We start from the raw sequence: 23,893 nt of genomic DNA, 5'->3' as shown, positions 1-23,893 counted from the left end.
AGCAGGCAAGCAAAGATTGCCGCACAAATGCAAGTGAGCTGCATTATAATTCAAAACGCAATCGACTTGCATTTAAAAATCAGCATCCATTGCAGCCCTTGCTTGCCCATATCAACACCCCCATCCGAAAGATACCCATGACCCAGCGCAAACTCCCCGTCACCGTCCTGTCCGGCTTTCTCGGCGCCGGCAAGACCACCTTGCTCAACCACATACTGCGCAACCGCGAAGGCAAGCGCGTGGCCGTCATCGTCAACGACATGAGCGACGTCAATATCGACGCTTCGCTGGTGAAGGACAGCGCCGAGGCGGCCGGTGCGGCCCTGTCGCGTACGGAAGAAAAACTGGTGGAAATGTCGAACGGCTGCATCTGCTGCACCCTGCGCGACGACCTGCTGCTGGAAGTGCGGCGCCTGGCCGCGGAAGACCGCTTCGACTATCTGCTGATCGAATCGACGGGCGTAGGCGAGCCGATGCCCGTGGCCGCCACCTTCGACTTCGAGGACGAGCATGGCGACAGCCTGAACGACGTGGCGCGCATCGACTGCATGGTCACCGTGGTCGACTGCGCCAACTTGCTCAACGATTTCCACAGCGAAGACAGCCTGGAGCAGCGTGGCGAAATCGCGGGCGAGGGCGATGACCGTCAGCTGGCCAACTTGCTCACGGAACAGATCGAGTTTGCCAATGTCATCGTGCTCAACAAGGTCGACATGGTGGGGGCCGACGAGCGCCGGCGCGTGCTGGCCATCCTCCACGCCCTCAATCCGGGCGCCACGGTCATCGAAACCAACCAGTCCGTCGTGCCGCTGGACGCCATCCTGGGCACGAACTTGTTCGACCTGGAGCAGGCGGCCAGCATGCCGGGCTGGGCGCAAGAGCTGGCGGGCATCCATACGCCGGAAACGGAAGCCTATGGCATAGCCAGTTTCGTGTACCGGGCGAAAGAACCGTTCCACGCGCAGCGCCTGCACGATTACATTTCCCGGCCGATACCCGGCGTGGTGCGCAGCAAGGGCTATTTCTGGCTGGCCAGCCGCCCCGAATGGGTGGCCAGCCTGTCCGGCGCGGGCAAGCTGATGAATATCGAACCGGTGGGCCTGTGGTGGGCCGCCGTGCCGCGCGAGCGCTGGCCGACGGATGCCGAGTCCCTGGCGGAAATGCGGGCGGGCTGGAGCGAGACGTATGGCGACCGCTACCAGGAAATCGTCTTCATCGGCCAGGACATGGACCAGGCCGCCATCGAGGCGGACTTGAAAAAATGCCAACTGAACTATACGGAAACGCGCAAGGGCATGGCGGCCTGGCGCAGCTTGCCCGACCCGTTTCCCCAATGGCAACGCATGGAAGAACTGGAAGACTAACCTTGAAGAGGAAAAAAGCATGACAGAACTGATCCCCGTCACCATCATCACGGGTTTTCTCGGCAGCGGGAAAACCACCTTGCTCAAGCGCATATTGCAGGGCGATCACGGCTACCGCATCGCCGTGATCGAAAATGAATTCGCCGCCGAAAGCATCGACCATGGACTGCTGGTGCAGGACAGCGACGAGCAGATCGTGGAAATGAACAATGGCTGCATCTGCTGCAGCGTGCGCGGCGACCTGATCCGCATTCTGGGCGAACTGCATGCCAGGCGCGCGGCGGGCGCCATCGATTTCGACCACGTGATCATCGAGACGACGGGCCTGGCCGCGCCGGGTCCCGTGGCGCAAACCTTCTTTGCGGAACCATCCGTCAGCGAGTTCTATATGCTCGACGCCATCCTGACCGTGGTCGACGCGCGCCACGCGCAGCAGCAACTGACGGCGCACAGGGAGGCGCAGGAGCAGGTGGGCTTTGCCGACCGCCTGCTGCTGTCGAAGACGGACCTGGTCAGCAAGGCCGAGCTGGCCGCGCTGCGCCAGCGCCTGGCGGCCATCAATTGCCGCGCCGGCATGCAAAAGCTGAGTTTTGGCAATGTGCCGCTGCGCGACATCCTGGACATCCGTGGCTTCAACCTGAACGCCATCGTCGAGCTGGAGCCGGATTTCCTCGGCGAACTGGGCCATCGCCATGGCGACGGCGTGCAATCGTTCGTGTATCACCAGTCCCAGGCCCTCGACCTGCTGCAGGTGGAAAATTTTCTCGATGCCGTGGTGCAGCTGTTCGGCACCCAGCTGATGCGCTACAAGGGTATCCTGCATGTCGCCGACCTGCCATGCCGCGCCGTCTTCCAGGGCGTGCACATGCTGATGGGCTCGGAACTGGGTGCGCCGTGGCGCGAGGATGAAACGCGCGCCAGCACCATGATCTTCATCGGCCGCGACTTGCCGCAGGATATGCTGATCCGTGGCCTGGACCGCTGCGTGGCCGGCGCCGCCAGTCCGGCCAACATGATGGCCGAGGTCGTGGCGGGGGCGGCAGCCGGGGTGGCCGCATGAGCGTGGAAGCGGGCTTGCCCGCCCTGGCGCTGATCTTCCTGCTGGGCATGCGGCACGGCCTGGAACCGGACCACCTGGCCGCCGTCGACGGCCTGACCCTGCGCAGCCTGCCCGCGCACCCGCGCTGGGCGCCGTGGATGGGGGCGATGTTTGCGCTGGGGCATGGCATTACCGTGCTGGCCATCGTCGCCGTGGCCGCCTTGGCGGCGGAACAGTTCACGCCGTCGGAAGCTGTGTTCGGCTGGCTCGAGTGGCTGCCCATCGCCTTGCTGCTGCTCATTGCCGCCATGAATGCGCGCACCTTGCTGGCCGGCGCGCAACTGGCCAATGTGCGCGCACGGATGTTGCCCGGATGGCTGAAAGGCGCTGCCGGCCCGCTGGGCGGCATCCTCGTCGGCATGCTGTTCGCGCTGGTCTTCGATACGGCCCTGCAGGCGGCCGCCTGGGGCTATGCGGCCGTGGCCCTCGGTGGCATGGGGCCGGCCTTGCTGACGGGGCTGGTGTTTGCCGTGGGCATGGGCGTGACCGATACCTTCGATGGCTGGGTGACGGCCAGGGTCATGCGTACCGGCAAGGAGGATATCGTGCGCGCATTCCGGCGCCGCCTGGGCTGGCCCATCGTCGCCATCTGCGTGGCCATGGCCGGCTACATGGCGGCCGGCAAGCTGGAGCCTGCGTGGTCCATGCCGGAAAGCTGGACCGTGGCGCTGGGCGCGGCCATGGTGCTGTTGATGGCGATCCTGTATGGCTGGACCCTGTACGGCTTGCGCGCCGTCAAGGTGCACTAGGCGTGCGCTGCAGGGGCGGGCGGCGTGGGTATAATGGGCAAAAACAGCCGGATCCCGCCATGACAAACGCCAGCGCCCACGATATCGCCATCCGCCTGCTGACGCCGGCCGACACCACCGCCTTTTGCGCGCTGCGCCTGCGCGCGATCCAGGAGGCGCCCAGTGCGTTTTCCTCGTCGCGCGAGGATGAACTGGCCCGTACGCCAGACGAACACGTGCAGCGCATCGCCGGCGGCGCCATGCAGCGGGCGTTTGGCGCCTTCGACGGCGACCGGCTCGTCGGTTTTGCGGGCTTGCGCCGCGAGCCGATGCGCCAGCTGTCGCACAAGGCCCTGCTGTGGGGCGTCTTCGTGGACGTCGCTTACCGGGGCAAGGGCGTGGCGCGCCGCCTCGTCAATGCCTGCATCGCGCTGGCCGAGCATGATCCCGCCATCCTGCAAGTGCATCTGAGCGTGAACGCGGAAAACAATGCCGCCTTGCGCCTGTATGAATCGCTGGGCTTTATCGGCTACGGCACGGAACCGCGCTCGATGCGCGTCGGTGAGCTGTTCTATGACGAGCATCACCTGGCCTTGCTGCTCAGGTGATGTCTACAGGTGATGTCTTTTGGGAAATTACTTGCAGCGCGGGCACAGGCCCTTGATCAGGTAATCGACCTCGTCGCCGCTGAAGCCTTCCGGCAAGGCGACGGGCGTGGGCAGCTTGACCTCGTTGAAACACGTGACGTTCGCGCATTTCGTGCACTGGAAGTGCGCGTGTTCGTGCGCCTGGTGACCGGCGCCCGCGCTGAAGCGCCACACCTGGTCGGCACCCGCGATGCGGTGCACCAGTTCATTTTCCGTCAGCCACTCGAGCACGCGGTACAGGGTCACGGAATCGATATCGCTGTCCTGCGACAGCGCCTGCTGGATTTCATGGTGGGTCAGCGAGCGGCTTTGCGCCATTAAAAAGTCGAGCACCTTCACGCGCGTCTTGGTGACGCGGGCGTTGGTGTTGCGGATCAGCGATTCGGCTTGCGGTGTAAAAGAAGATGTCAACATGATATGGCCTGCTTACGGGTGGACGGGCTGGCGGCGTCATCGCCGTGCCTTTGGCACCCTCATGGCCGTATCTTAGCATGCGTGCCCCCGTGCATGAAGCCGCGTCACGGTTTGAATGTCCAATAGCGGCCGGCCACGGTATCGACGGGGTCGAGAAAGCGCTGGTCGGCGCGCGCATTGTTGCGTATCAAATAAAACATGTCGGACAGGGCCGAGCGCTTTTCCGCGAAGTAGGAATGCTTGATGAAGCTGGTATCGACGCCGCTGGCATCGATGGTTTCCACGCCGGCCATGATCAGCATGCCGGCGCCGCTGTCGCCCGCGCGCGCGTAGCCGTGCACGGTTTTCGAGGCGGCCAGGGCCAGGTCCTGCGATGAGGCGTACAGGGTGACGGGGTTGCGCGCGCCGGCCAGTTTCGGCGCGATATCGTGCCTGAAGATGGCCGCGTCGATGTCGGGCGCCGTCAGGATGATGTCCGTGATCTTTTGCGCCAGCTGCGGCTGTGCCACCATCAGCTCGGCCACGGCGCGCGCCAGGCCCCGGTTGCCCATGCTGTGGCCCACCAGATAGACGTGCGCCGCCTCGCTGTGCGCGAGGAAATCGGCCAGGAAGGCGGCGATGTGCGGCGTGCTCCATTCGATATTGTTTTCATCGACGGTGTAGGCCGCCAGTTCGCCGCGCGACGGCCAGCTGTAGAACACGGGCGCGCCATCGAAGCCCAGGTCGTAGGCCATCTGCCCCGTGCGCCGCGCCGCGTCCTCGAACGTCACGTTGTAGCCGTGTACAAAGATAAAGGCGCTCTTGCCGGCCGAGGCGCGTACCTGCGTCCTCAATGCCGCAAAGAAATTATCGCGGTCCTGCACCTCGGTTTCCAGCAGCACGACGTGCTTGGCCGGGTCTTCGCGCAATTCCAGGCGCCACAGCGACGGCGATTCCAGCTGGCCCATGCGGTGGTCGCGCGGGATGCTGATGTCGCAGCTGCCATAGCTGAGCGGGCCATCGCCGCCGCCATTGCCGCTGCCTGTGCTCGCGCCTGTGCTGCGCTCGCCGTTGAAGCGCAGGGCCGCCGGCTTGCCCACGTCGCGCTGGCGGTCGGTGGCGAAATATACTTTCACGACGGCATAATTGGAGACGACGGCGCTTTTGTCGGCGGGCGTGGGCACACTGGCCGGCGTGATGTCGATGGCGGTGACGGGGCGTTGCAGGGCATCGAGCAAGCCTTGCGCGGCGAACAGGGTTTCCATGTCGTCCGGCACCTTCGCCGTGGACAGGGCCGCCGCCAGCGCCAGGCGCAGCGGGGCAGAGGCGGGGTCGGCTTCCAGCGCGGCGATGGCGGCCAGGATGGCAGCCGCACTGTCGAACTTTGCGATGGCCGTCTTCAGCTGCCGGTAGTGGCTGCTGATGGCCTCGGCGGCGTGGCCGGGGGCGCCATGCCCGATGGCCGCGACGACGGCGGAAGTGATCAAGTCCATGCGCCACCTGCCTCTCTATGCAATATGGATAGCCTGGCTAGCCATATTGCCATAAAAGCACGCGCGAGGCGACTTGTCCAGCACCGCGCGCAGGCGGTGCGCGGCAGATCAATGCTGCTTGTCGTCGCTGAATTGCTGCGCCAGCGATTGCAGGGGCGCCACGCTCAGGCCGCCACGGCTGACGTGTCCGGGAATGCTGACGCGCACGGGCTTGCTGTGCATATTCGTCGACGACAGCACGTTGGTGGTGGTTTCCGGCGTGGCATTCCACACGGGATCGGCGATGCCTTCGAACACATGTTTCAATTGCTCGCCCCACGTGTCGCGGATCATGCGGAAATACTGGTTCTTTTCATCGATGGTGACGAAGCGCGTGACGGCCAGGCTGTCCGTCCCGTAGACGAGCAGATCCAGCGGCAAACCGACGGAAATGTTCGAGCGCAAGGTGGAATCCATGGAAATGAGTGCGCACTTGGCCGCCTCGTCCAGACGCGTGGTCGGGTTGATGACCCTGTCGATGATGGGCTTGCCGTACTTGGCTTCGCCGATCTGGAAATATGTGTTTTCATCGTGCGATTCGATGAAATTGCCGGCCGAATACACCTGGAACAAACGGCAGCGCTCGGCGCCTATCTGGCCCCCTAGAATGATGCTGACATTGAAATCGATGCCGCACTCGGCCAGGGCCTTCGCTTCGCGCTGGTGCACGGTGCGCACGGCTTCGCCCACGATGCGGGCCGCGTCGTACATGCTGGCCACGTTCCAGATGCTGCGTCCGTCCGCATCCACGTGTTCGGACACGAGTTGGCGGATGGCTTGCGAGATCGACAAGTTTCCTGCCGTCATCAACACCAGCATGCGGTCGCCCGGGTTTTCAAACACGCTCATCTTGCGGAAGGTGCCCACCTGGTCCACGCCAGCGTTGGTGCGGGAGTCGGACAGGAAGACCAGGCCTTCGTTCAGGCGCACGCCTATGCAATAAGTCATCGTAGCAAATCGAGTAAAAGGGGAAGCATTCTACACCAGCCAGGCCCAGGCGATCCGCCGCAAGGCCCGGCCAGCCTCATTCCTGCAGGGTTACACGGGCACAATCTGTACATCGACACGCAACGTTTCCGTGCCACCACCCTGGCGCACGCCGCGCACGGGGGCGGCCGAATCGTAGTCGCGGCCGATGGCCAGCCGGCAATACGCATCCGTCATCAGGCGCGCATGCGTGACGTCGATGCTGACCCAGCCCGCGAAGTCCGTGTCCTCGGTCCAGGCATCGACCCAGGCGTGGCTGGCCGCGTGGCCCGTCGTTTCCGGGTCGATATAGCCGGAGACATAGCGGGCCGGGATGCCCCACGCATGGCAGCAGGCTAGGAACAGGTGGGCGTGGTCCTGGCACACGCCACGGCCCAGGGCCAGGGCGTCGCCGGCCGTGGTGGTGACCATGGTGGCGCCGCTTTCATAGGCCACCTTGCCGACGATGCTTTCGGCCAGGCGCAGCAAGTGGCCCGTGCCGGCCGTCACGCGCCGGTCCGGCAGGCTGGCGCAAGCCAGCTCCAGGATGGCCGGGTTGGCCTGCGTCAGCGGCGTCGGCATGGTAAACAACAGCGGCGACAGGGTATCGACCAGGTTCAGCCGTCCCTTGTGCGGGTAGATGGTTTCCACCACGCCCTGGGCGACCAGGCTCAGCGATTGGTGGCTGCCATTGATGGTCAGCATGTGCGACAGGTTGCCGTAGGCATCCGTGTAGGCGTGGCACCGGCCCGGCGTCGTGATCTGCCAGGACAGGGCACGCTGCTGCGGCTCGATACGCGGCGTCAGGTGCAGCTGCTGGATGGTGTAGGCCAGCGGCGCGCTGTAGGCGTAATGGGTTTCGTGGCGGATGGTGAGCTGCATCAGGCCGCCAAGGGAACGAGGAAGTCGCGGCTGACCCGGTTGCCCAGGTCATAGATGTTTTCCAGAAACTCCGTCAGGGTCAGGTGCAGGCCCGCCTTCATGATGTCGTCGATGTGGCCGAATTTCAGCTCCGCATGCAGCTTGCCGGCGAAACGCTCCGTATCGGCCGAGACATCGTTGCGGATATGTTTCAGGTTTTCCACCACGTCTTCCATGCAGGCAAGCAGGGACCTGGGCATGTCGCCGCGCAGCATCAGCAATTCCGCCACCCTGGCCGGCGTGATGACGTCGCGGTACACCTTGCGGTAGATTTCAAAGCCGGAGACGGAGCGCAGCAGCGCCGCCCAGTAGTAAAAATCGCGCTGGGTGATGTCTTTCGACGTGTCGCGCGCGCCGTGGAACTTCACGTCGAGGATGCGCGCCGTGTTGTCGGCCCGCTCGAGGAAGGTGCCGAGGCGGATGAAATGGATGGCCTCGTCCTTGAGCATGGTGCCCAGGGTCACGCCGCGCGACAGGTGCGAGCGGTATTTCACCCATTCGAAGAACTGGCTGGGGTCCGTTTCCAGCAGATTGCTTTTCAGGCGTTTCTGCATGTCGAGCCAGGTGGCGTTCTGGATTTCCCATACTTCCGTCGTCAGGGTGCCGCGCACGGCGCGGGCATTTTCGCGCGCGCCCGTCAGGCAGGCGAGGATGGACGACGGGTTGTTCGGGTCGCGCACCATGAAGTCGAGCACGTCGCGCGTGTGGAAGCGGCCATATTTGTGGTCATACGCGCTCTGCAGTTCGGAAATGCCCAGGGTGGCGCGCCAGCCCTGTTCGGCATCCTGCTCGGACTGCGGCAGCATCGACGTTTGCATGTTGACGTCGAGCATGCGCGCCGTGTTTTCCGCCCGCTCCGTGTAGCGGGCCATCCAGAACAAATGATCGGCGGTGCGGCTCAGCATATTTTTTCTCCTGCAAAGACGGACGATGGTTCCAGCACCCACGTATCCTTGGTGCCGCCGCCCTGCGAGGAATTGACCACCAGCGAACCTTCGCCGAGCGCCACGCGGGTCAGGCCGCCGGGCACCATGGAAATCGTCTTGCCGGACAGCACGAATGGACGCAAATCGATGTGGCGCGGCGCGATGCCGGCCTCGACATACGTGGGGCAGGCGGACAGGGCCAAGGTGGGCTGGGCGATGTAGCCGCCCGGATTGGCCAGCAGGCGTTGGCGGAAGTCCTCGATCTGCGCGGCACTCGACGCCGGGCCCACCAGCATGCCGTAGCCGCCGGCGCCATGCACTTCCTTGACGACCAGTTGCGCCAGGTTCGCCAGCACGTAGGACAGATCGGCCGGCTTGCGGCACTGGTAGGTGGGCACGTTGTTGAGGATCGGCTCCTGCGACAGGTAAAACTTGATCATGTCGGGCACGAAAGGGTAGATCGACTTGTCGTCGGCCACGCCCGTGCCGATGGCGTTGGCCAGCGTCACCCTGCCGGCGCGGTAGACGGACAGCAGGCCCGGCACGCCCAGCGACGAGTCCGACCGAAACGCCAGCGGATCGAGGAAATCGTCGTCGACCCGGCGGTAGATGACGTCGACGCGCTTCGGGCCGCGCGTCGTGCGCATGTAGACCGAGTTATCGTTGACAAACAAATCCTTGCCTTCCACCAGTTCCACGCCCATCTGCTGGGCCAGGAACGCGTGTTCGAAGTAGGCGGAGTTGTACATGCCGGGCGTCATGACGACGACCGTGGGGTCATCGATCCCCATCGGCGCCACGGAGCGCAGGTTGTCGAGCAGCATGTCCGGATAGTGGTCGACGGGGGCGATGCGGTTGCGCGCAAACAGTTCCGGGAACAGCCGCATCATCATCTTGCGGTCTTCCAGCATGTAGGAGACGCCGGATGGCACGCGCAGATTGTCTTCGAGCACATAGAATTCACCCTGGCCGGCGCGCACGATGTCGACGCCGGCGATGTGGGCGTAAATGTCGGAAGCGACGGCGATGCCCTGCATTTCCGGGCGGTACTGGGCATTCTTGTAGATTTGCTCGGCGGGAATGATGCCGGCCTTGATGATGTTTTGTTCATGATAAATATCATGGATAAACATGTTCAGCGCCTGCACGCGCTGCACCAGGCCCGTCTGCATCTGCGCCCATTCGGCGGCCGGGATGATGCGCGGGATGGTGTCGAACGGTATCAGACGTTCCGTGCCGGCATCGTCGCCATACACGGCAAAGGTGATGCCGACCCTGCGGAAGGTGAGGTCGGCTTCGGCCCGCTTGCGGGCGATGGTGTCGGGGGATTGCTGCTCCAGCCAGCTATTAAATTCACGATAGTGTTCACGTACCTTGCCGTCCGTACCCACGTCATCTGCAGTCATTTCATTGAAAAAATTTGCCATGTTGTGATTTCCCCTTGAGCCTTGGTCTGACTATAGCTCAGCAGGAAGTGTGCCAATGCCGCAGCAATGCCGCACGCGTGAAATTGTGTAAAAAATGACCACTTTTGTGGCGTAAATCCGTCATCTGCACCGTATTGGTGCGTTACTTGTCAGTTTCTGGGGAAGTCGGCCGGATGGACGAAGGGCCGGCAATCGACGGGCAAGTCGAAAATGAAGCTCGTGCCCGTCTCGGGCGAGCTGTCGACGGCGATGCTGCCGCCATGGCTTTCGGCCACGTTTTGCACGAAGGGCAGGCCGATGCCCCAGCCTGGCGCCGGGCCATGGTTTTCGCGCCGCAGGTAGTCGAAGATGCGCTCGGCCTGTTCCGGCGCGATCGGGTGGCCGCCATTGTGCACGGTGATGATCATGCGTTCGTGCGTCTGTTCCACATGCAAGCCGATGGCGGCGTCATCGCCGTACTTGAGGGCATTGCTGAGCAGGTTTTCCAGCGCGCGCCGCAGCGAATTCTCGCACCACCAGCCGACGACAGATTGTCCATTGACAATACATTTATCGGGCCGCTGCAGGTTGACCTGGCTGGCCACGGCGCGCACCAGCGGCAGCACGTCGAACTGGCTCAGCACCAGCGGCAGCTGCTGGCCCTGGTGGTAGCTGAGGGTGTCGAGCAATTCCTCGATCATGCTGTCGAGCCGCTTGCTGTGTTCGGCAATCTTGTGCGCCAGCACGGCCACCCGTTCCGGTTCCGCTGGCCTGAGCAGCAACTGGGCGCTGGTGCTGATCACGGCCAGCGGATTGCGCATGTCGTGCGACAGGCCGGCCGCGATGCGGCGGCGGAAGCCTTCATGCATGCTGGTAAATTCGCGTATCGATTCGCGGATGCCCACGTCGATCGATTCGTTGATCACGCACCAGTCCTTGCGGCGCAAGGTGATGCCGGACTCGTGGGCGACGGCGGCGAAGCAGTCGCGGAAGATCTGGTATTCCTGGATCACCTGTTCCGGCCCGTAATTGGTCATGCGCGCCCGCTCGTTGCCATGCACGGCCGGCACATTGCTGTTGCTGGCGGCGTTTTCGCGCGGATGGCCGGGCGTCAGGGCCTCGGCCAGGTTGTCGAAAAAGGCCGGCAAGGTATTGATGAGGATGGGCGTGAGCAGCTGGTCGGCGCCGCGCACGCAGGCGCGCACGCGGTCTTCCCAGGCAGTGAGGACGGCGTCGCGCATGGCAAAGATGCGCTGCGCGCGCGCCAGCGGCGGGCCTGCGGCTGCCCGACGATCCGCGTGATGATGCGTGGCGTTACTCACCTGAACTCCCTGGCAGGAATGGCTATGCGCTTAATAGTATGCGCCAAATCAGCCGTCAGGGAAACGCATTATTGTCCAGTATTGGCCTGGCGCAGGGCCGCCTCCAGGCGCGCAAGCGAGGCTGACCAATCGGCCAGGGAAAAGTTCTGTGGATCATCATGACCGTTCGCAAAACCCGTGTCGAGCACGGCGTGGAAGGCGGGAATCAGCCACGTGCCCTTGCGCACGCTGGCGGCCAGGTACAGCAAGGCCAGGCGGTCATACTGCGCCGGCGTGAAACCGGGGTCGGGCGCCAGGCCATCGTTGCCCTTGCCGCCGCCGGGCACGGAACGGCGCGGCTGCACCAACTCCACGTGCAGGAACAGGCCCGTCAGCGACGGCTTGTCCTTTTCCAGCTTGCTGGCGTAGCCGGCCGTGCCAAAGTCGCGCACCGCCAGCGAATCGCCGAGGCGGTTCACATACACATGGCCTTTCGGACCGCCGCCCAGGGCGGGATTGCGCAGCGTAAAGTCGTTGAAATCCCAGCTGGCGTCGTTGATGTGGGCGGGAATCGCGTCCAGCAGGAAATTCGGGTAGCTGGTGTCGTGGATGACGAAATAGCGGGCCACGGGCGCCACCAGCCGTCCCACGGCGCGCGACAGCGGCGCGTCGACGGCGCCGCCGACGGCCATTTCATCGATGCCGTGCGTGGACAGATACGCGCGCAGGCTGGCCGGGGCGATGTCCGTGCGCTGGCCGACGTGGCTGTCGAGAAAGGCGGGCAGCGGCGCACTGGCGCCCAGGCGCGCATACAGCTTGACGGGGCGCAACAAGCACGTGGCCTGGGCCCGCGCATCGCCCTTGAAGCCGCTTTTCCAGGCAGCATACGGACAGGCAACTTGCTGCTGGGCAGCTGCGGGCAGGGACAGGGCCAGTGACACGAGCAGGGCAGGGGAGAGTTTCATGCGGGCATTGTCGCCGAACCGGGCGTGCCGGCACAGGCGCGCACGCGAAAAAAAAGCTGCCACGGGGACGGGCAGCTTTATCGCAGGCCGGCGCAGGCTGATTTAGAACGCCACGCTGCCCGAGACGACAAAGGTGCGCGGCGCAGCCAGCACCAGGCTGCCCGCGTCGAACGAGGAGACGGCCGAGGCCCAGTAGCTGCGGTCGGCCACGTTGTCGATGCGCGCGCGCAAGGTCACGTCATGGCCGGCCACCTGGGTCAGGTAGCGCGCGCCGATATCGACGCGGGTCCAGGATGGCAGCTGCTTGCTGTTGGCCAGATCCGCATACTGCGTCGACGTGTAGACGGTGCGTGCGTTCAGCGACAGGCCAGGCGCGCCAGGCACATCCCATTCGCCGCCCACGCTCAGCTGCGTTTTCGGCGCGCCGATGGCGTTCTTGCCATTGTTGGCCGGCTTGTCCGTCTTGCGCTGTTCCGTATCGAGCCAGGTCAGGCCGCCCAGCAGGCGCACGCCGGCCATCGGCGTGCCGAAGACGGACAGTTCCAGGCCCTGGTTGCGCTGTTCGCCCGACAGGGTGGCGCGCGAGCCGACCACGGCCGGCAAGGGCTTGGCCGTCGAGAACAGGGCGGCGCTCATGCCCAGCCTGCCGCCATCGTACTTGATGCCGATTTCTTTCTGCTTGGTCTTGTATGGCGAGAATACCTCGCCCTTGTTGCTCACCGGCATGTCGTTCTTGCCATCAAAGTAGGTCCCGCTGGCAACTGGTCCCTTGACCAGCGCCTCGATGTAGTTGGCGTACAGCGACACGTTCTTGCTGGCCTTGTAGACGATGCCGGCCACGGGCGTCGTGGCGCTCTTGTCATAGCTGGAATACTGCACGGCCGTGCCGTAGGCATACGCCGCATCGCGGATCTGCTGGCGGCGCAGGCCCACGGTCAGCAACAGCTGCTCGTCGAGGAAGGCCATGGTATCGGCCACGGCGTAACTGTTGAGGATGGTTTTTTGCGTCAGGCGCGGGTCGCTCATCACGCCACCCGAGTTCGCGGGCAGGGTAGGCGGCATGGCCACGTCCAACGGACGGTAGATATTCGTCGGCAAGCCTGCGTAATCGCTGATCGCATACGCATTCTTCGCCTCGTTCCAGTGACCGGACCAGCTGGCCACCAGCGTATGCTGGACGGAGCCCGTGCGGCCCTTGCCCCGGATGCCCAGTTCGCCCGTGCGGATTTCCTGCTTGCGCGCATTGTCGAAACGGTACACGCTGGCATCGCCATTGAGCGAGTTCAACGTCGGTTGGGCCAGGCTGTTCGACTCCTTCGTCGAACGGCTGCCAAATGCGGCCCAGGCCACCACATCTTTGGCAAGGTCCACCTCGGCGCGTGCCGTGCCGAACACATCGTGCTCCTTCGAGTAGCTCCACGGCTGGGCGAAGTTCTTCGCCGCGTCGGGCGCGCCAGGCAAGGCCGTCAGGCTGCCTGTGCTGACGGAAGGACGCGGCGCCGTCAGATCGAAATTCTGGTAGCCGGCGTCGGCCGACAGGCGGTAGTTGCGGCCGCGATAGTCGAGGCCGACGGAGAACATGCCCACGTCGTGGTCTTCGCGCTTGATGCTGGTCTCGCCCTGGCGCTTGGCGGCGTTCACGCGCACGCCGAATTCCTGGTTGTCGCCGAAGCGGCGCGCCACGTCGATGGCCGCGTAGGCATGACCGCCCGACTCCACGCCCACCGTCAGCTCCGTCAATGGCGCGTTGCCGGCGCGCTTGGGCATCAGGTTGATGGCGCCGCCGAGGCCGCTGCCGCCAGGGGCAGCGCCATTCAGGAAGGCGCTGGCGCCGCGGAACACTTCCACGCGCTCGAGCAGTTCCGGCGACACGTACTGGCGCGGCAAGACGCCGTACAGGCCGTTGTAAGCCACGTCATCGGAATCGAGGGCGAAACCACGGATCACATAGACTTCCTGGAAGTTGCCATAGCCGCGCGACATGCGCACGGCCGGATCGCTTTGCAGCAGGTCGCCCACGCTGCGCGCCTGCTGGTCGGCAATGAACTGCTGCGTGTAACTGGTGCTGCCAAACGGGGAATCCATCATGTCCACGGAACCGAGGATACCCATGCGCCCGCCGCGCGCCACCTGCCCCCCCGCATACGCCTTCGACAAGCCTTCCGCCGACGCATCGGCCGATGCATTCACGACGACGGTGGGCATGCTTTGCGCGTCGCCGCTGGCTGGCGCGGCGACGCTGGTTTGGGCGTGGGCGGCGGTGCTGGCCAGCAGGAAGGCGGCCAGGGCGAACGGGGTAGGGGCGAGGTGGAACTTGCGCATGATGTTGTTTGGATAGTAATGAGAATGATTATCATTGTATTCCGCCACGCGGGATAGCGTGCAAAATCGTGCGCCTGGCAGTCAAAAAATGGTGCGTAGCACAACACTTGACGGATCAGGCACCGGATTCTGCATAAAAAAGGCGCGCCAGACGATACCTTGCGAATTCATCAACCCATGCCAGGCGCTCCCGCTAAAATGCAGCATCGCGCCTTGCGCCCACAGGACACCGCATGCCCATGCTTCGCCATTCCCCGCCTGATGCGCCGCGCACGCGCCTGCCGCACTGGCTCAGCCTGAAAGGCGCCGCCGTCGCGCTGATCCTCGCCATGCATGCGCTGGGCCTGTATTTCCTGCTGCTGCCGGCGCGCCAGCTCAAGCAATACACGGAAGTGGCCTTCCTGACCCTGATGCCGCCCCGGCCCTTGCCCCGGCCCTTGCCGCGCACGCCGCCGATGCCCTTGCCGATGCCCATGCCCCGCGCGCGCGCGATTGCGCCCGTGGCGCCGCCCGCCTTGCCGCCCGTCCTGGCCGAATCCGTTGCCGCGCCGGCGGAAACCATCACCGCGCCCGTCGATGCGCCGCCTGCCGCGCCCACGGAAGACTTGCGCACGCGCGCCAGGCTGGCGGCGGGCGCCGCCGACAAGGCCCTGCGCGCCGAATTGCAGAAAGACAAGCCGTGGCTGGCCGCGCCCGAGATCGACAGCCAGACGACCTTCCAGAAGCTGGTCGCCTCCGCCCGGCGCGGCGGCGCCGTGCTGGCGGTCGACGACTACCTGACGGCCGACGGCCGGCCCGCCTCGCGCGTGCGCACGCCGGGCGGCTCGACCTGCTTTGCCATGGGCGACAATCCCGGCGCGGGCGCCGACCCGTTCAAGACGGGCGGTAAGCTGAAACGCGTGGCTTGCCCGGGCTGAAGCGCGAGGCAAAGCCCGCGTTGCGATCAGGGTTTTGAGGGCATTTACGGGACAGGCGGCCCCGGCAGGGCGTCAAATATGCTAAGTTGCGTCTGCGTTTGTTTCCCGTTCCCCTATGCCGACACCATCCTGGACGCCCATGCCCCCCGAACTCCTGATCCTCGCTCCCAGCCCCTCGGCTGCCGTCAACGCGCAGCTTGAGCACGATTACACGTGCCACCACGCCTGGCAAATCGCGCCGCAAGAGCGCCATGCCTGGCTGGCGGAGCGGGCGCCGCGCATCCGCGCCGTCGTCACGACGGGCGCGCTGGGCTTGAACGCCACGGACATGGGCTTGCTGCCCGCGCTGGAAATCATCGCCGTCAACGGCGTCGGCCTCGATGGCGTGGCGCTCGACGTGGCGCGCCAGCGCGGCATCGCCGTCACCACCACGCCGAACGTGCTGACCGACGACGTCGCCGACGTGGCGCTGGGCCTGCTGCTGGCCAGCGCCCGGCATATCGCCGCGCTCGACCGTTTCGTGCGCGATGGCGCCTGGGAACGCCGCGAAGCGATCACTCCCGCATCCAGCCTGCGCGGCAAGACGGCCGGCATCTTCGGTTTCGGGCAGATCGGACAAGCGATCGCGCTGCGCCTGGCCGCCTTCGGCGTCAACGTACGCTATTACCAGCCGCGCGCCATTCCTGGCACGCCCGTGCCGCGCGCGGAATCCTTGCTGGCCCTGGCGCAGGAAAGCGATTACCTGATCGTCTGCGCGCCGGGCACGCCGGCCACGCGCAAGATCGTCGACCGCCAGGTGCTCGACGCGCTGGGCCCGCAAGGCACCCTGATCAATATCGCCCGTGGCGCCCTGATCGACGAAGACGCCATGATTGCCGCCCTGCAGGATGGCCACCTGGGCGCGGCCGGCCTCGACGTATTTACGGACGAACCGCGCGTGCCCGCCGCCTTGCGCGCCTTGCCAAACGTGGTGCTGACGCCGCACGTGGGCAGCCTCACCGTGGAAATGCGCCATGCGATGGGGCAATTGGTGGTGGACAACCTGGCAGCGCACTTCGCCGGCTTGCCCTTGCCCACGCCGGTTTAAGGCCATCCGCCTGCCGCGCACAGCAAATTGCTCCCTGCACCCGCGAAATGCGTTAGCATCCTATACATAGTTTTCCATACGATGTTTTAATGAAGGGACGGCGATGCATACGATACTGGTGATGGGCGCGGGTTTCGCGCTACTGGCACTGTGCCTGCTGATTGGACGGGGCAGGGGCGCGATGGCGCATGCGGCCCTGGCCTTCATTCCCCTGTGGCTGGTGGGCGCGGGCATCAACATGGCCGTGGGCGTGCTCGGGGCCGGCTATTCCGTGGCCGAGGAACTACCGATTTTTGCAGTAATTTTTGCCGTGCCAGCCTTGCTGGCCGGTTTTTTGTGGTGGCGTTTACAACGCGCCTGAGCCGCCAGCCCATGGGCAACACCGCCAGCGCGGCCAGGATTGACGATGAAAGAGTATGTATGGAATTGACAAAATCGCTGTTGCGCAAGCGCGGCGGGCAGGACAGCGGCAAGGTGGGCATGATCGAGCTGTTCTTCGACCTCGTGTTCGTGTTTGCCGTTACGCAACTGTCGCATGGCTTGCTGGCACACCTGAGCGCCACGGGCTGGCTGCAGACGGGGCTGCTGCTGATGGCCGTCTGGTGGGTCTGGATCTTCACGTCGTGGATCACCAACTGGCTCGACCCCGAGCGCATTCCCGTACGCATCAGCCTGTTCGCCCTGATGTTGGGCGGCCTCATCATGTCCGCCTCGATTCCCGAAGCGTTCGGCACGCGGGGCCTGGCCTTTGCCGGCGCGTATGTCGCCATGCAGGTGGGGCGCCCCCTGTTCGCCTGGTGGGCCGTGCGCCACGAAGCACTGTCGCGCCGCCGCAATTTCCAGCGCATCGCCCTGTGGGCCGTGCTGTCCGGCGCCTTCTGGATCGCCGGCGGCCTGGCCGACCCTTCGCAGCGCATCTTCTGGTGGGCCGCGGCCCTGCTGATCGACCTGGCGGGACCGTGGATGCAGTTCGGCGTGCCCGGCCTGGGCCGCTCGTCGACGGCCGACTGGGATGTCGATGGGGGCCACATGGCCGAGCGCTGCGCGCTGTTCGTCATCATCGCGCTCGGCGAATCGCTGCTGGTGACGGGCGCCACGTTCGCGGGCCTGGAATGGACGGCCGCCAACTGGCTGGGTTTCCTGTCGGCCCTGGTCGGCAGCATCGCCATGTGGTGGATTTATTTCGACACGGGCGCCGAAGCGGGCCACCACCGCATCGCCCACTCGAAAGATCCGGGCCGCATCGCGCGCAAGGCTTACACCTACATCCACATGCTGATCGTGGGCGGCGTGATCGTCAGCGCCGTGGCCGACGAGCTGGCCCTCGTGCACCCGGACGAGGCCAGCTTCGCCGGCATCAGCGCCTTGCTGGGCGGCCCGATCCTGTATCTGCTGGGCAACGCCCTGTTCAAATGGGTCAGCAACGACCGCGCCACGCCGCCGCTGTCGCATCTGCTGGGCATCTTGATCATCCTGGCGCTGATCCCGATGGCGTACGGCCGCCTGTATGCGCCGCTGACCCTGGCCTGCATCACCAGCTGCGTGCTGGTGTTGGTGGCCGTGTGGGAACATCTGGCCCTGCGCCGTCCGCCGCCGGACATCGATCCCTGAGGCTTGCCTGAAGTTAGCTGGACGGCGTGATGCCGTCCGGATCGCTGCGCGCATCGAGCGTCAGCTGCAGGAACGCCAGGTCCAGCCAGGCGCCGAACTTGGTGCCCACCTGCGGCAGCAATCCCACCTCCTCGAAACCGAGTTTCTTGTGCAGGGCGATCGAACCGGCATTGCCCGCTTCGATGCCCGCCACCATGACATGCTTGCCGATGCCGCGCGCGCGCGCGATCAGCTCCACCATCAAGGCCTTGCCCGTGCCGCTGCCGCGGCAATCGGCGCGCACATACACGGAATGCTCGACCGTATGGCGGAAGCCGTCGAAGGCGCGCCAGTCGCCGAACGAGGCGTAGCCGGCCACGCTTTGCTGCGCGTCGATGGCGACGAGCACGGGATAGCCGGCCCGCAGGCGGTCGGCCAGCCAGGCGGCGCGATTGGCCGCATCGACCGTCTGCTCGTTCCAGATGGCCAGGGTATTGCTGACGGCATCGTTGTAGATGGCCGTGATTCCCTCGATATCGCCCGCATGGGCGTCGCGTATCTGCATGGTTGTTTCCTCGCTGGGCGTCTACTATAATGGACAAATCATAGATTGCCGCCCACACTTTTGTCCAATAAATCCTGAGTATGTCCACTAAACCAGACGAATTGAACCAACGCATAGGGGCCAGGGTGCGCATCGAGCGCGAACGGCTGGGCTGGTCGCTGACGGACCTGGCGGCCCGGTCCGGCGTGTCGCGCGCGATGGTGCACAAGGTGGAGCGCGGCGATTGCAGCCCCACGGCCACCTTGCTGGCCCGGCTGTCGGGCGCCTTCGAGCTGAGCATGTCCGAGCTCATCGCCCGCGCCGAGATGCGCGAGGGGCGCCTGCTGCGCAAGGCGGGCCAGCCCGTGTGGGTCGACCCGCAGAGCGGCTACGTGCGGCGGCACGTATCGCCGGCGTCCGACATGCCGCTCGATCTCGTGCACATCACCTTGCCGCCGGGCGCGGCCGTGCCCATGCCGGCGGCCGCCTATGTGTCGCGGCGCCAGCTCATCTGGGTGCTATCCGGCAGCCTTGTCTTCATCGAAGGCGACACGCGGCACGCGCTGGACGAAGGCGACTGCCTGGAGCTGGGGCCGCCGGCCGACTGCGTGTTCAGCAATGAAACGGCGGCCGATTGCACCTACGCCGTGGCCGTCCTGAAAAACGCCTGAGCGGCGATGTCAGGCCAGCGCCGCCGCGCGCAGCTGGGCGATGAAGGCGCGCGCGGCCGGCGCCTGTTCGTGGCGGCGAAAGGCGACGGCGATTTCCGAGCTGATCGCGGGCTGCGCCAGTTCGCGAAATTCCACACCCGGCAGCCGCACGCTGGCCATCACCGAGTGCGGCACGATGGCGCAGCCGACGCCCAGCGACACTTCCGTCAGCACGGCCAGCAGGCTGCCCGGGCGCGACGTCACCTGCGGCGCATAGCCGCCGCGCCGGCTGAACTCGACGGTGCCCAATTCCTGTTCCGGCACGATGAATGCCTGCTGCGCCAGGTTCGCCGGCGCCACCACGCCGAGCCGGGCCAGCGGGCTGTCGGCTTGCACGGCCAGCACGAAGCGGTCGCGCAGCAAGACGACGCTGGCGACGCCATCGGGCAGGCGCAGGGGCGGACGCACGAAGGCCAGGTCGAGGCGGCCCTGGTCGAGCAGCTCGGGCAGCGTTTCCATCGCATACTCGCGCGCGCCGATGCGGATGCCCGGGTGCGCCGCCCGGAAGCGGGCAAACTGCGCCTGCAGCACGCCGGCATAGGCCGCCGACGCCACGTAGCCGATTTCCAGCCGTCCCAGTTCGCCCCGGCCCGCGCGCCGCGCCACGTCCTGCGCCTGTTCCAGCTGTTCCAGCGCGCGCGCCGCTTCCGGCACGAACAGCTCGCCGGCGGCCGTCAGGGTCACGGCGCGCTTGCTGCGCTGGAACAGCCGCGTGCCGAGCAGGCTTTCCGTTTCCTGCACCTGCTTGGTCAGCGCGGGCGGCGAAATGCCCAGCTCGGCGGCGGCCCGCGCGAAATGCAGGCTGTGCGCGACGGCCAGCACGCAGCGGAAATGCCGCAGCTCCAGCGATTTTTCTGTATTCACCATGAGTGAATTATAAGTCGATTGACTTATAACAAGAAATAATACCGGCCTGCTTACAATCCAGGCATGAAAAATACCAACTGGACCTTATATACATGCTCAGGCGTCTGCGCCCTGATCATGCTCGACACCAACGTCGTGGCCGTCTCGCTGCCCTCGATCGCCCGCTCGCTGAACGCCAGCTTCGTCGACGTGGAATGGGTGGTCAGTGCCTATATGCTGGCGTTCGCCTCGTTCCTCTTGCCGGCCGGCAGCATCGCCGACCGCCTGGGGCGGCGCAGGGTCATGCTGTGCGGCCTGGGCGTGTTCGCGCTGGCCTCGCTGCTGTGCGGCCTGGCCTGGACGCCGTTCGTGCTCAACGTGGCGCGCGCCGTGAAGGGCCTGGGGGCCGCGCTGCTGCTCACTTCCGCGCTGGCCGTCATCGGCCACACTTTTCATGCGGAAAAGGAGAGGGCGCGCGCCTGGTCCGTGTGGGGCGCGGCCATGGGCGTGGCCATGACGGTGGCGCCGCTGCTGGGCGGCCTCGTCACGAGCGCCATCAACTGGCGCTGGATCTTTTACCTGAACCTGCCCGTCGTCGCCATATTGATGTGGCTGGTGCAGCGCCACGTGGACGAATCGAAGGATGCGTCGAACGCCAGCTTCGACCCGCTCGGCGCGCTGCTGTTTTCCGCCGGCCTGTTCTGCATCATCTGGGGCTTGATCGACGCCAGTGTGGCGGGCTGGGGCAGCCGCGCCACCATGCTGCGCTTCCTGGCCGGGGCGGCGCTGCTGTGCGTGTTTGTCGTGGCCGAGCGCCGCCAGCGTGCGCCGATGATCGACCTGGCGCTGTTTGGCCGCCGCGTCTTCGTCGGCGCCGTGCTGGGCATGTTCGGCTACGCCATCGCGGCGCAGGTGATGATGACGTTCTTGCCGCTGTACCTGCAGAACGCGTTCGACTTTTCTGCCGTCATCGCCGGCTGCGCCATGCTGCCATTCGCCGTCGCCATGGTGGTGCTGTCGCGCCTGGCGCCGCGCGCCATGCGCCGGCTCGACGACCGCGGCATCCTGGTGACGGGCCTGCTGATCGTCGCCGTGGGCAATGTGGCGACGGCATTCGCGGCCGCCAGCCTGCAATATGCATGGGTAGCGGCCGGCATGGTGGTCACGGGCGCCGGCGCCGGGCTGCTCAACGGCACCACGCAAAAGGCCATCCTCGCCTGCATCCCGCGCGAACGGACAGGCATGGGCTCGGGCATCAGCACCACCACGCGCTTCGTCGGCATCGTGCTGGCCGTCGGCGGCCTGGGCGCCGTGCTGGCCATGCGCACGGCGGCGTCGTTCGAGCGCCTGGCCTGGCTGCACGGCTTGAAGGCGACGCCCGAGATGATAGGGCGCATCGTCGCCGGCAACGCGGCCGAAGCCTTCGGCCAGCTGCCGCCAGCCATGCAGGCGCTGGCGCAGGAAGCGGCGCGCCACGCCTTCGTCGACGGCTTCGCCAGCGTACTGTACCTGGCCGGCGCCCTGGCAGCCGTCGTGGCGGCGCTGGTATTCGTGCTGGCGCGGCCGGCTCCGGCGGCCGTGACGGTCAAATAAAAGTGTAACTAATCGGTAGGATCCATGTGCGCCGCTCCCGCTTGTAATATGATGCCATCGAGCAATACATAGCATTCAAATAACAGCGGTTCACCGGAGGGGTAGCATGCGCAGAAAACGCATTATTGTAACGAGCGTGCTGGTGGCAGTCATCGGCGTGGCGGCCCCCCTGAGCCTGGCTTTTTACCTGTCGTCCGTGCGCGCCGTGCAGGGCGAGCAGGACCGTTTGCGCCTGCTGGCCGGCTATGCGCTCGAACGCGCGCACCGCTCGATCGCCTCGGCCAGCGCCGCCTTGCGCAGCGCCGACGCGCTGGACCTCGTGCCGTGCTCGGAGGCGCATATCCAGCAGTTGCGCCGCATCACCATCACCACGCGCAGCATCGACGATATCGGCTATGTCGAGAACGGCTTGCTGAAATGCACCTCCACCGGCATCGAGGAGGCGCGCATCACCGTGACGCCGCCCGATTTCATGCTGGACAATGGCATGGGCCTCGATTTCAACCTGCGTCCCGTCGTCAGCGGCGGCAAGCGCATGGTGGGACTGACATACCGCGCCTACAAGGTGCTGATCGATCCCGTGCGCTTTTCCGACGTCATCGTCGACAGCGACATCCAGATGGCCGTCGCCATCGGCAAGGAAGGCGTGCTCGACACCTTGCACCATCCGGATCCGGCGCAGGTGCAAGCCTTGCTTGCCGGCACACCCACGGCGGGCGACATCGCGCACGATGGCAGCATCCATGCAACGCTGTACCGCGATGGCTTGACGGCCGTCATGATCGAACCGCGCAGCAAGCTGAATGACAGGCTGCGCCGCGAACAGTTGCTGCTCCTGCCGATGGGCTTGCTGATGGCCGCCTTCATCGTCGGCATCGTCGTCTGGCTGTCGCGCCGCCGCCTGTCGCTGATGGGCGAGTTGCGCATCGCCATCGACCGGCGCGAGTTCTTTGTCCATTATCAACCCATCATCGCGCTCGACACGGGCGCCTGCGTGGGCGCCGAGGCGCTGATACGCTGGCGCCGTCCCGATGGCAGCATGATACGGCCCGACCTGTTCATCCCCGTTGCCGAGGAGAGCGACTTGATCCTGCCGATCACGGACCAGGTCATCGACTGCGTCATCGCCGACCTGCGCGCCGCACTGGTGGCCGACCGCGAGCTGCATATCGCCATCAACCTGTGCGCCAGCGATATCGAGACGGGCAGGGTGCTCGACGTGCTCGGGCGGGCCCTGGCCGGCACCGGCATCGAGGCGCAGCAGATCTGGCTGGAAGCGACGGAGCGGGGCTTCATCAATGTGGAGGCGGCCCGCGCCACCATCGAGAAAGCCAGAGCGCGCGGCCACGCGGTGGCCATCGACGATTTCGGCACCGGCTATTCCAGCCTGTCGAGCCTGCAAAACCTGCCACTCGACGCCTTGAAGATCGACAAATCGTTCGTCGACACCATCGGCACGGACGCGGCCACCAGCAGCGTGACGCCGCACATCATCGCCATGGCGCGCAGCCTGAAGATGCTGATCGTGGCCGAAGGCATCGAAACGCAGGCGCAGGCCGACTATCTGCTGGAACGCCAGGTGGAATTCGGCCAGGGCTGGCTGTTTGCGAAAGCGCTGCCGGCCGCCGAATTCCTCGCCTTTTACGAAACCCGCCGCCCACCGCTGACACCATCGACGCCATGAGCACACCGCGCTTTCCCTATCCCTTGCAGCCGCTGCGCGTTCCTGGCGGCTGGAGCATCACCGTCAACACCCTGTTCGAAGTGGAACCGGGTCCCGAGACCATGCAGTGGTTCAGCAGCGCATTGCTGCTGTGGGGCAGCTGCCGCGACACGGGCTACTGCTTCAACTCGCATTTCGAGCCGGAAGACGATCCCGCCGGCGAATTCGTGCTGGAGATGGGCAAGGTGGCCTACGACCGCCACGGCAACGTCGTCAAGGGCAGCGATGCCTTCCTCGGCGAATTCCGCACGCGCAGCAAGGCGGCATTTGTCGCCCGGGTCGAGCAATTCATGCGCGACCCGGCCGCATGAGC

The 23,893-nt window shown here is 65.4% G+C and carries 23 protein-coding genes; 12 read left to right on the top strand and 11 right to left on the bottom strand.

The window, feature by feature from the left end; all coding sequences use genetic code 11:
* Positions 1 to 137 precede the first annotated feature (137 nt).
* From zigA to YQ44_RS12555, 4 genes are read left to right on the top strand one after another with little or no spacing between them, the layout of a single operon-like run.
* Entirely contained in the window at positions 138 to 1,364 is a 1,227-nt protein-coding gene (gene zigA / locus YQ44_RS12570; RefSeq protein ID WP_071323674.1) for a zinc metallochaperone GTPase ZigA, read from the top strand.
* A gap of 19 nt (positions 1,365 to 1,383) precedes the next feature.
* The gene (locus YQ44_RS12565) at positions 1,384 to 2,424 is read left to right on the top strand and encodes a CobW family GTP-binding protein (protein ID WP_071323673.1); all 1,041 of its coding nucleotides are present in this window, start codon (positions 1,384 to 1,386) and stop codon (positions 2,422 to 2,424) included.
* Positions 2,421 to 3,212, top strand: a complete 792-nt coding sequence (locus tag YQ44_RS12560; RefSeq protein ID WP_071323672.1) for a HoxN/HupN/NixA family nickel/cobalt transporter — start codon at positions 2,421 to 2,423, stop codon at positions 3,210 to 3,212. The genes YQ44_RS12565 and YQ44_RS12560 overlap by 4 nt, the downstream gene beginning before the upstream one ends.
* A 59-nt stretch (positions 3,213 to 3,271) precedes the next feature.
* Positions 3,272 to 3,799 (top strand): GNAT family N-acetyltransferase, encoded by a 528-nt coding sequence (locus YQ44_RS12555; RefSeq protein ID WP_071323671.1) that lies wholly within the window; start codon positions 3,272 to 3,274, stop codon positions 3,797 to 3,799.
* A gap of 27 nt (positions 3,800 to 3,826) precedes the next feature.
* On the opposite strand, the gene YQ44_RS12550 is transcribed toward YQ44_RS12555, so the two are convergent.
* The 9 genes from YQ44_RS12550 to YQ44_RS12510 form a co-directional block, all read right to left on the bottom strand.
* Complete coding sequence (locus tag YQ44_RS12550) at positions 3,827 to 4,252, bottom strand: Fur family transcriptional regulator (protein ID WP_071323670.1); 426 nt, start codon at positions 4,250 to 4,252, stop codon at positions 3,827 to 3,829.
* Between the two features lie 104 nt (positions 4,253 to 4,356).
* Positions 4,357 to 5,724: an alpha/beta hydrolase gene (locus YQ44_RS12545; RefSeq protein ID WP_071323669.1), complete on the bottom strand. Its 1,368-nt coding sequence runs from the start codon at positions 5,722 to 5,724 to the stop codon at positions 4,357 to 4,359.
* Positions 5,725 to 5,832: 108 nt separating this feature from the next.
* Complete coding sequence (locus YQ44_RS12540; protein WP_071323668.1) at positions 5,833 to 6,711, bottom strand: peptidase; 879 nt, start codon at positions 6,709 to 6,711, stop codon at positions 5,833 to 5,835.
* Between the two features lie 90 nt (positions 6,712 to 6,801).
* Positions 6,802 to 7,611, bottom strand: a complete 810-nt coding sequence (locus tag YQ44_RS12535; RefSeq protein ID WP_071323667.1) for a transglutaminase family protein — start codon at positions 7,609 to 7,611, stop codon at positions 6,802 to 6,804.
* On the bottom strand, positions 7,611 to 8,555 hold the full coding sequence (locus YQ44_RS12530; RefSeq protein WP_071323666.1) for an alpha-E domain-containing protein: 945 nt from the start codon (positions 8,553 to 8,555) through the stop codon (positions 7,611 to 7,613). The genes YQ44_RS12535 and YQ44_RS12530 overlap by 1 nt, the downstream gene beginning before the upstream one ends.
* Positions 8,549 to 10,003, bottom strand: coding sequence for a circularly permuted type 2 ATP-grasp protein (locus tag YQ44_RS12525; protein ID WP_071323665.1), 1,455 nt, complete (start codon positions 10,001 to 10,003; stop codon positions 8,549 to 8,551). Before YQ44_RS12525 ends, YQ44_RS12530 begins: the two co-directional genes overlap by 7 nt.
* Before the next feature lie 149 nt (positions 10,004 to 10,152).
* Positions 10,153 to 11,304: a sensor histidine kinase gene (locus tag YQ44_RS12520; protein ID WP_071323664.1), complete on the bottom strand. Its 1,152-nt coding sequence runs from the start codon at positions 11,302 to 11,304 to the stop codon at positions 10,153 to 10,155.
* Positions 11,305 to 11,372: 68 nt separating this feature from the next.
* The gene (locus YQ44_RS12515) at positions 11,373 to 12,248 is read right to left on the bottom strand and encodes a hypothetical protein (protein WP_156894813.1); all 876 of its coding nucleotides are present in this window, start codon (positions 12,246 to 12,248) and stop codon (positions 11,373 to 11,375) included.
* A 102-nt stretch (positions 12,249 to 12,350) separates the two neighbouring features.
* Positions 12,351 to 14,570: a TonB-dependent receptor gene (locus YQ44_RS12510; protein WP_071323662.1), complete on the bottom strand. Its 2,220-nt coding sequence runs from the start codon at positions 14,568 to 14,570 to the stop codon at positions 12,351 to 12,353.
* Positions 14,571 to 14,809: 239 nt separating this feature from the next.
* On the opposite strand from YQ44_RS12510, the gene YQ44_RS12505 reads away from it, so the two are divergent.
* From YQ44_RS12505 to YQ44_RS12490, 4 genes are all read left to right on the top strand, one after another.
* Positions 14,810 to 15,487 carry a hypothetical protein gene (locus tag YQ44_RS12505; protein WP_156894812.1) on the top strand — a complete coding sequence of 226 codons (678 nt, stop codon included), beginning with the start codon at positions 14,810 to 14,812 and terminating at the stop codon, positions 15,485 to 15,487.
* Positions 15,488 to 15,626: 139 nt separating this feature from the next.
* Positions 15,627 to 16,574: a 2-hydroxyacid dehydrogenase gene (locus YQ44_RS12500; RefSeq protein WP_071323660.1), complete on the top strand. Its 948-nt coding sequence runs from the start codon at positions 15,627 to 15,629 to the stop codon at positions 16,572 to 16,574.
* A 103-nt stretch (positions 16,575 to 16,677) separates the two neighbouring features.
* Positions 16,678 to 16,935 carry a hypothetical protein gene (locus YQ44_RS12495; protein ID WP_071323659.1) on the top strand — a complete coding sequence of 86 codons (258 nt, stop codon included), beginning with the start codon at positions 16,678 to 16,680 and terminating at the stop codon, positions 16,933 to 16,935.
* A gap of 65 nt (positions 16,936 to 17,000) precedes the next feature.
* The gene (locus YQ44_RS12490; RefSeq protein ID WP_442905936.1) at positions 17,001 to 18,185 is read left to right on the top strand and encodes a low temperature requirement protein A; all 1,185 of its coding nucleotides are present in this window, start codon (positions 17,001 to 17,003) and stop codon (positions 18,183 to 18,185) included.
* A gap of 13 nt (positions 18,186 to 18,198) precedes the next feature.
* Here YQ44_RS12490 and YQ44_RS12485 read toward each other — a convergent pair whose 3' ends face one another.
* Entirely contained in the window at positions 18,199 to 18,729 is a 531-nt protein-coding gene (locus YQ44_RS12485) for a GNAT family N-acetyltransferase (protein WP_071323657.1), read from the bottom strand.
* An 80-nt stretch (positions 18,730 to 18,809) separates the two neighbouring features.
* On the opposite strand from YQ44_RS12485, the gene YQ44_RS12480 reads away from it, so the two are divergent.
* Positions 18,810 to 19,379 carry a helix-turn-helix domain-containing protein gene (locus YQ44_RS12480; protein WP_071323656.1) on the top strand — a complete coding sequence of 190 codons (570 nt, stop codon included), beginning with the start codon at positions 18,810 to 18,812 and terminating at the stop codon, positions 19,377 to 19,379.
* Between the two features lie 9 nt (positions 19,380 to 19,388).
* Here the strand turns inward: YQ44_RS12480 and YQ44_RS12475 are convergent, their stop codons facing one another.
* Entirely contained in the window at positions 19,389 to 20,285 is an 897-nt protein-coding gene (locus YQ44_RS12475) for a LysR family transcriptional regulator (RefSeq protein ID WP_071323655.1), read from the bottom strand.
* Positions 20,286 to 20,348: 63 nt separating this feature from the next.
* Here YQ44_RS12475 and YQ44_RS12470 point away from each other — a divergent pair, with 63 nt between their 5' ends.
* The 3 genes from YQ44_RS12470 (at position 20,349) to YQ44_RS12460 (ending at position 23,891) form a co-directional block, all read left to right on the top strand.
* On the top strand, positions 20,349 to 21,857 hold the full coding sequence (locus YQ44_RS12470; RefSeq protein ID WP_071323654.1) for an MFS transporter: 1,509 nt from the start codon (positions 20,349 to 20,351) through the stop codon (positions 21,855 to 21,857).
* 106 nt (positions 21,858 to 21,963) lie between these two features.
* Entirely contained in the window at positions 21,964 to 23,541 is a 1,578-nt protein-coding gene (locus YQ44_RS12465) for an EAL domain-containing protein (RefSeq protein WP_071323653.1), read from the top strand.
* Positions 23,538 to 23,891 carry a hypothetical protein gene (locus YQ44_RS12460; RefSeq protein ID WP_071323652.1) on the top strand — a complete coding sequence of 118 codons (354 nt, stop codon included), beginning with the start codon at positions 23,538 to 23,540 and terminating at the stop codon, positions 23,889 to 23,891. The genes YQ44_RS12465 and YQ44_RS12460 overlap by 4 nt, the downstream gene beginning before the upstream one ends.
* Positions 23,892 to 23,893: the final 2 nt, after the last annotated feature.

The organism is Janthinobacterium sp. 1_2014MBL_MicDiv (assembly GCF_001865675.1).
GTDB lineage: Bacteria > Pseudomonadota > Gammaproteobacteria > Burkholderiales > Burkholderiaceae_D > Janthinobacterium.
This window is presented reverse-complemented; position numbering and strand designations above follow the sequence as displayed.

Excerpts from the sequence above, each read along its gene's own strand:
- YQ44_RS12565 (WP_071323673.1), top strand. The coding sequence starts at position 1,384 with ATGACAGAACTGATCCCCGTCACCATCATCACGGGTTTTCTCGGCAGC.
- YQ44_RS12545 (WP_071323669.1), bottom strand. The coding sequence starts at position 5,724 with ATGGACTTGATCACTTCCGCCGTCGTCGCGGCCATCGGGCATGGCGCC.
- YQ44_RS12470 (WP_071323654.1), top strand. The coding sequence starts at position 20,349 with ATGAAAAATACCAACTGGACCTTATATACATGCTCAGGCGTCTGCGCC.
- YQ44_RS12535 (WP_071323667.1), bottom strand. The coding sequence starts at position 7,611 with ATGCAGCTCACCATCCGCCACGAAACCCATTACGCCTACAGCGCGCCG.
- YQ44_RS12485 (WP_071323657.1), bottom strand. The coding sequence starts at position 18,729 with ATGCAGATACGCGACGCCCATGCGGGCGATATCGAGGGAATCACGGCC.
- YQ44_RS12540 (WP_071323668.1), bottom strand. The coding sequence starts at position 6,711 with ATGACTTATTGCATAGGCGTGCGCCTGAACGAAGGCCTGGTCTTCCTG.
- YQ44_RS12560 (WP_071323672.1), top strand. The coding sequence starts at position 2,421 with ATGAGCGTGGAAGCGGGCTTGCCCGCCCTGGCGCTGATCTTCCTGCTG.
- YQ44_RS12515 (WP_156894813.1), bottom strand. The coding sequence starts at position 12,248 with ATGAAACTCTCCCCTGCCCTGCTCGTGTCACTGGCCCTGTCCCTGCCC.
- YQ44_RS12525 (WP_071323665.1), bottom strand. The coding sequence starts at position 10,003 with ATGGCAAATTTTTTCAATGAAATGACTGCAGATGACGTGGGTACGGAC.
- YQ44_RS12530 (WP_071323666.1), bottom strand. The coding sequence starts at position 8,555 with ATGCTGAGCCGCACCGCCGATCATTTGTTCTGGATGGCCCGCTACACG.
- YQ44_RS12480 (WP_071323656.1), top strand. The coding sequence starts at position 18,810 with ATGTCCACTAAACCAGACGAATTGAACCAACGCATAGGGGCCAGGGTG.
- YQ44_RS12555 (WP_071323671.1), top strand. The coding sequence starts at position 3,272 with ATGACAAACGCCAGCGCCCACGATATCGCCATCCGCCTGCTGACGCCG.
- YQ44_RS12505 (WP_156894812.1), top strand. The coding sequence starts at position 14,810 with ATGCTTCGCCATTCCCCGCCTGATGCGCCGCGCACGCGCCTGCCGCAC.
- YQ44_RS12475 (WP_071323655.1), bottom strand. The coding sequence starts at position 20,285 with ATGGTGAATACAGAAAAATCGCTGGAGCTGCGGCATTTCCGCTGCGTG.
- YQ44_RS12495 (WP_071323659.1), top strand. The coding sequence starts at position 16,678 with ATGCATACGATACTGGTGATGGGCGCGGGTTTCGCGCTACTGGCACTG.
- YQ44_RS12510 (WP_071323662.1), bottom strand. The coding sequence starts at position 14,570 with ATGCGCAAGTTCCACCTCGCCCCTACCCCGTTCGCCCTGGCCGCCTTC.
- zigA (WP_071323674.1), top strand. The coding sequence starts at position 138 with ATGACCCAGCGCAAACTCCCCGTCACCGTCCTGTCCGGCTTTCTCGGC.
- YQ44_RS12460 (WP_071323652.1), top strand. The coding sequence starts at position 23,538 with ATGAGCACACCGCGCTTTCCCTATCCCTTGCAGCCGCTGCGCGTTCCT.
- YQ44_RS12500 (WP_071323660.1), top strand. The coding sequence starts at position 15,627 with ATGCCCCCCGAACTCCTGATCCTCGCTCCCAGCCCCTCGGCTGCCGTC.
- YQ44_RS12465 (WP_071323653.1), top strand. The coding sequence starts at position 21,964 with ATGCGCAGAAAACGCATTATTGTAACGAGCGTGCTGGTGGCAGTCATC.
- YQ44_RS12550 (WP_071323670.1), bottom strand. The coding sequence starts at position 4,252 with ATGTTGACATCTTCTTTTACACCGCAAGCCGAATCGCTGATCCGCAAC.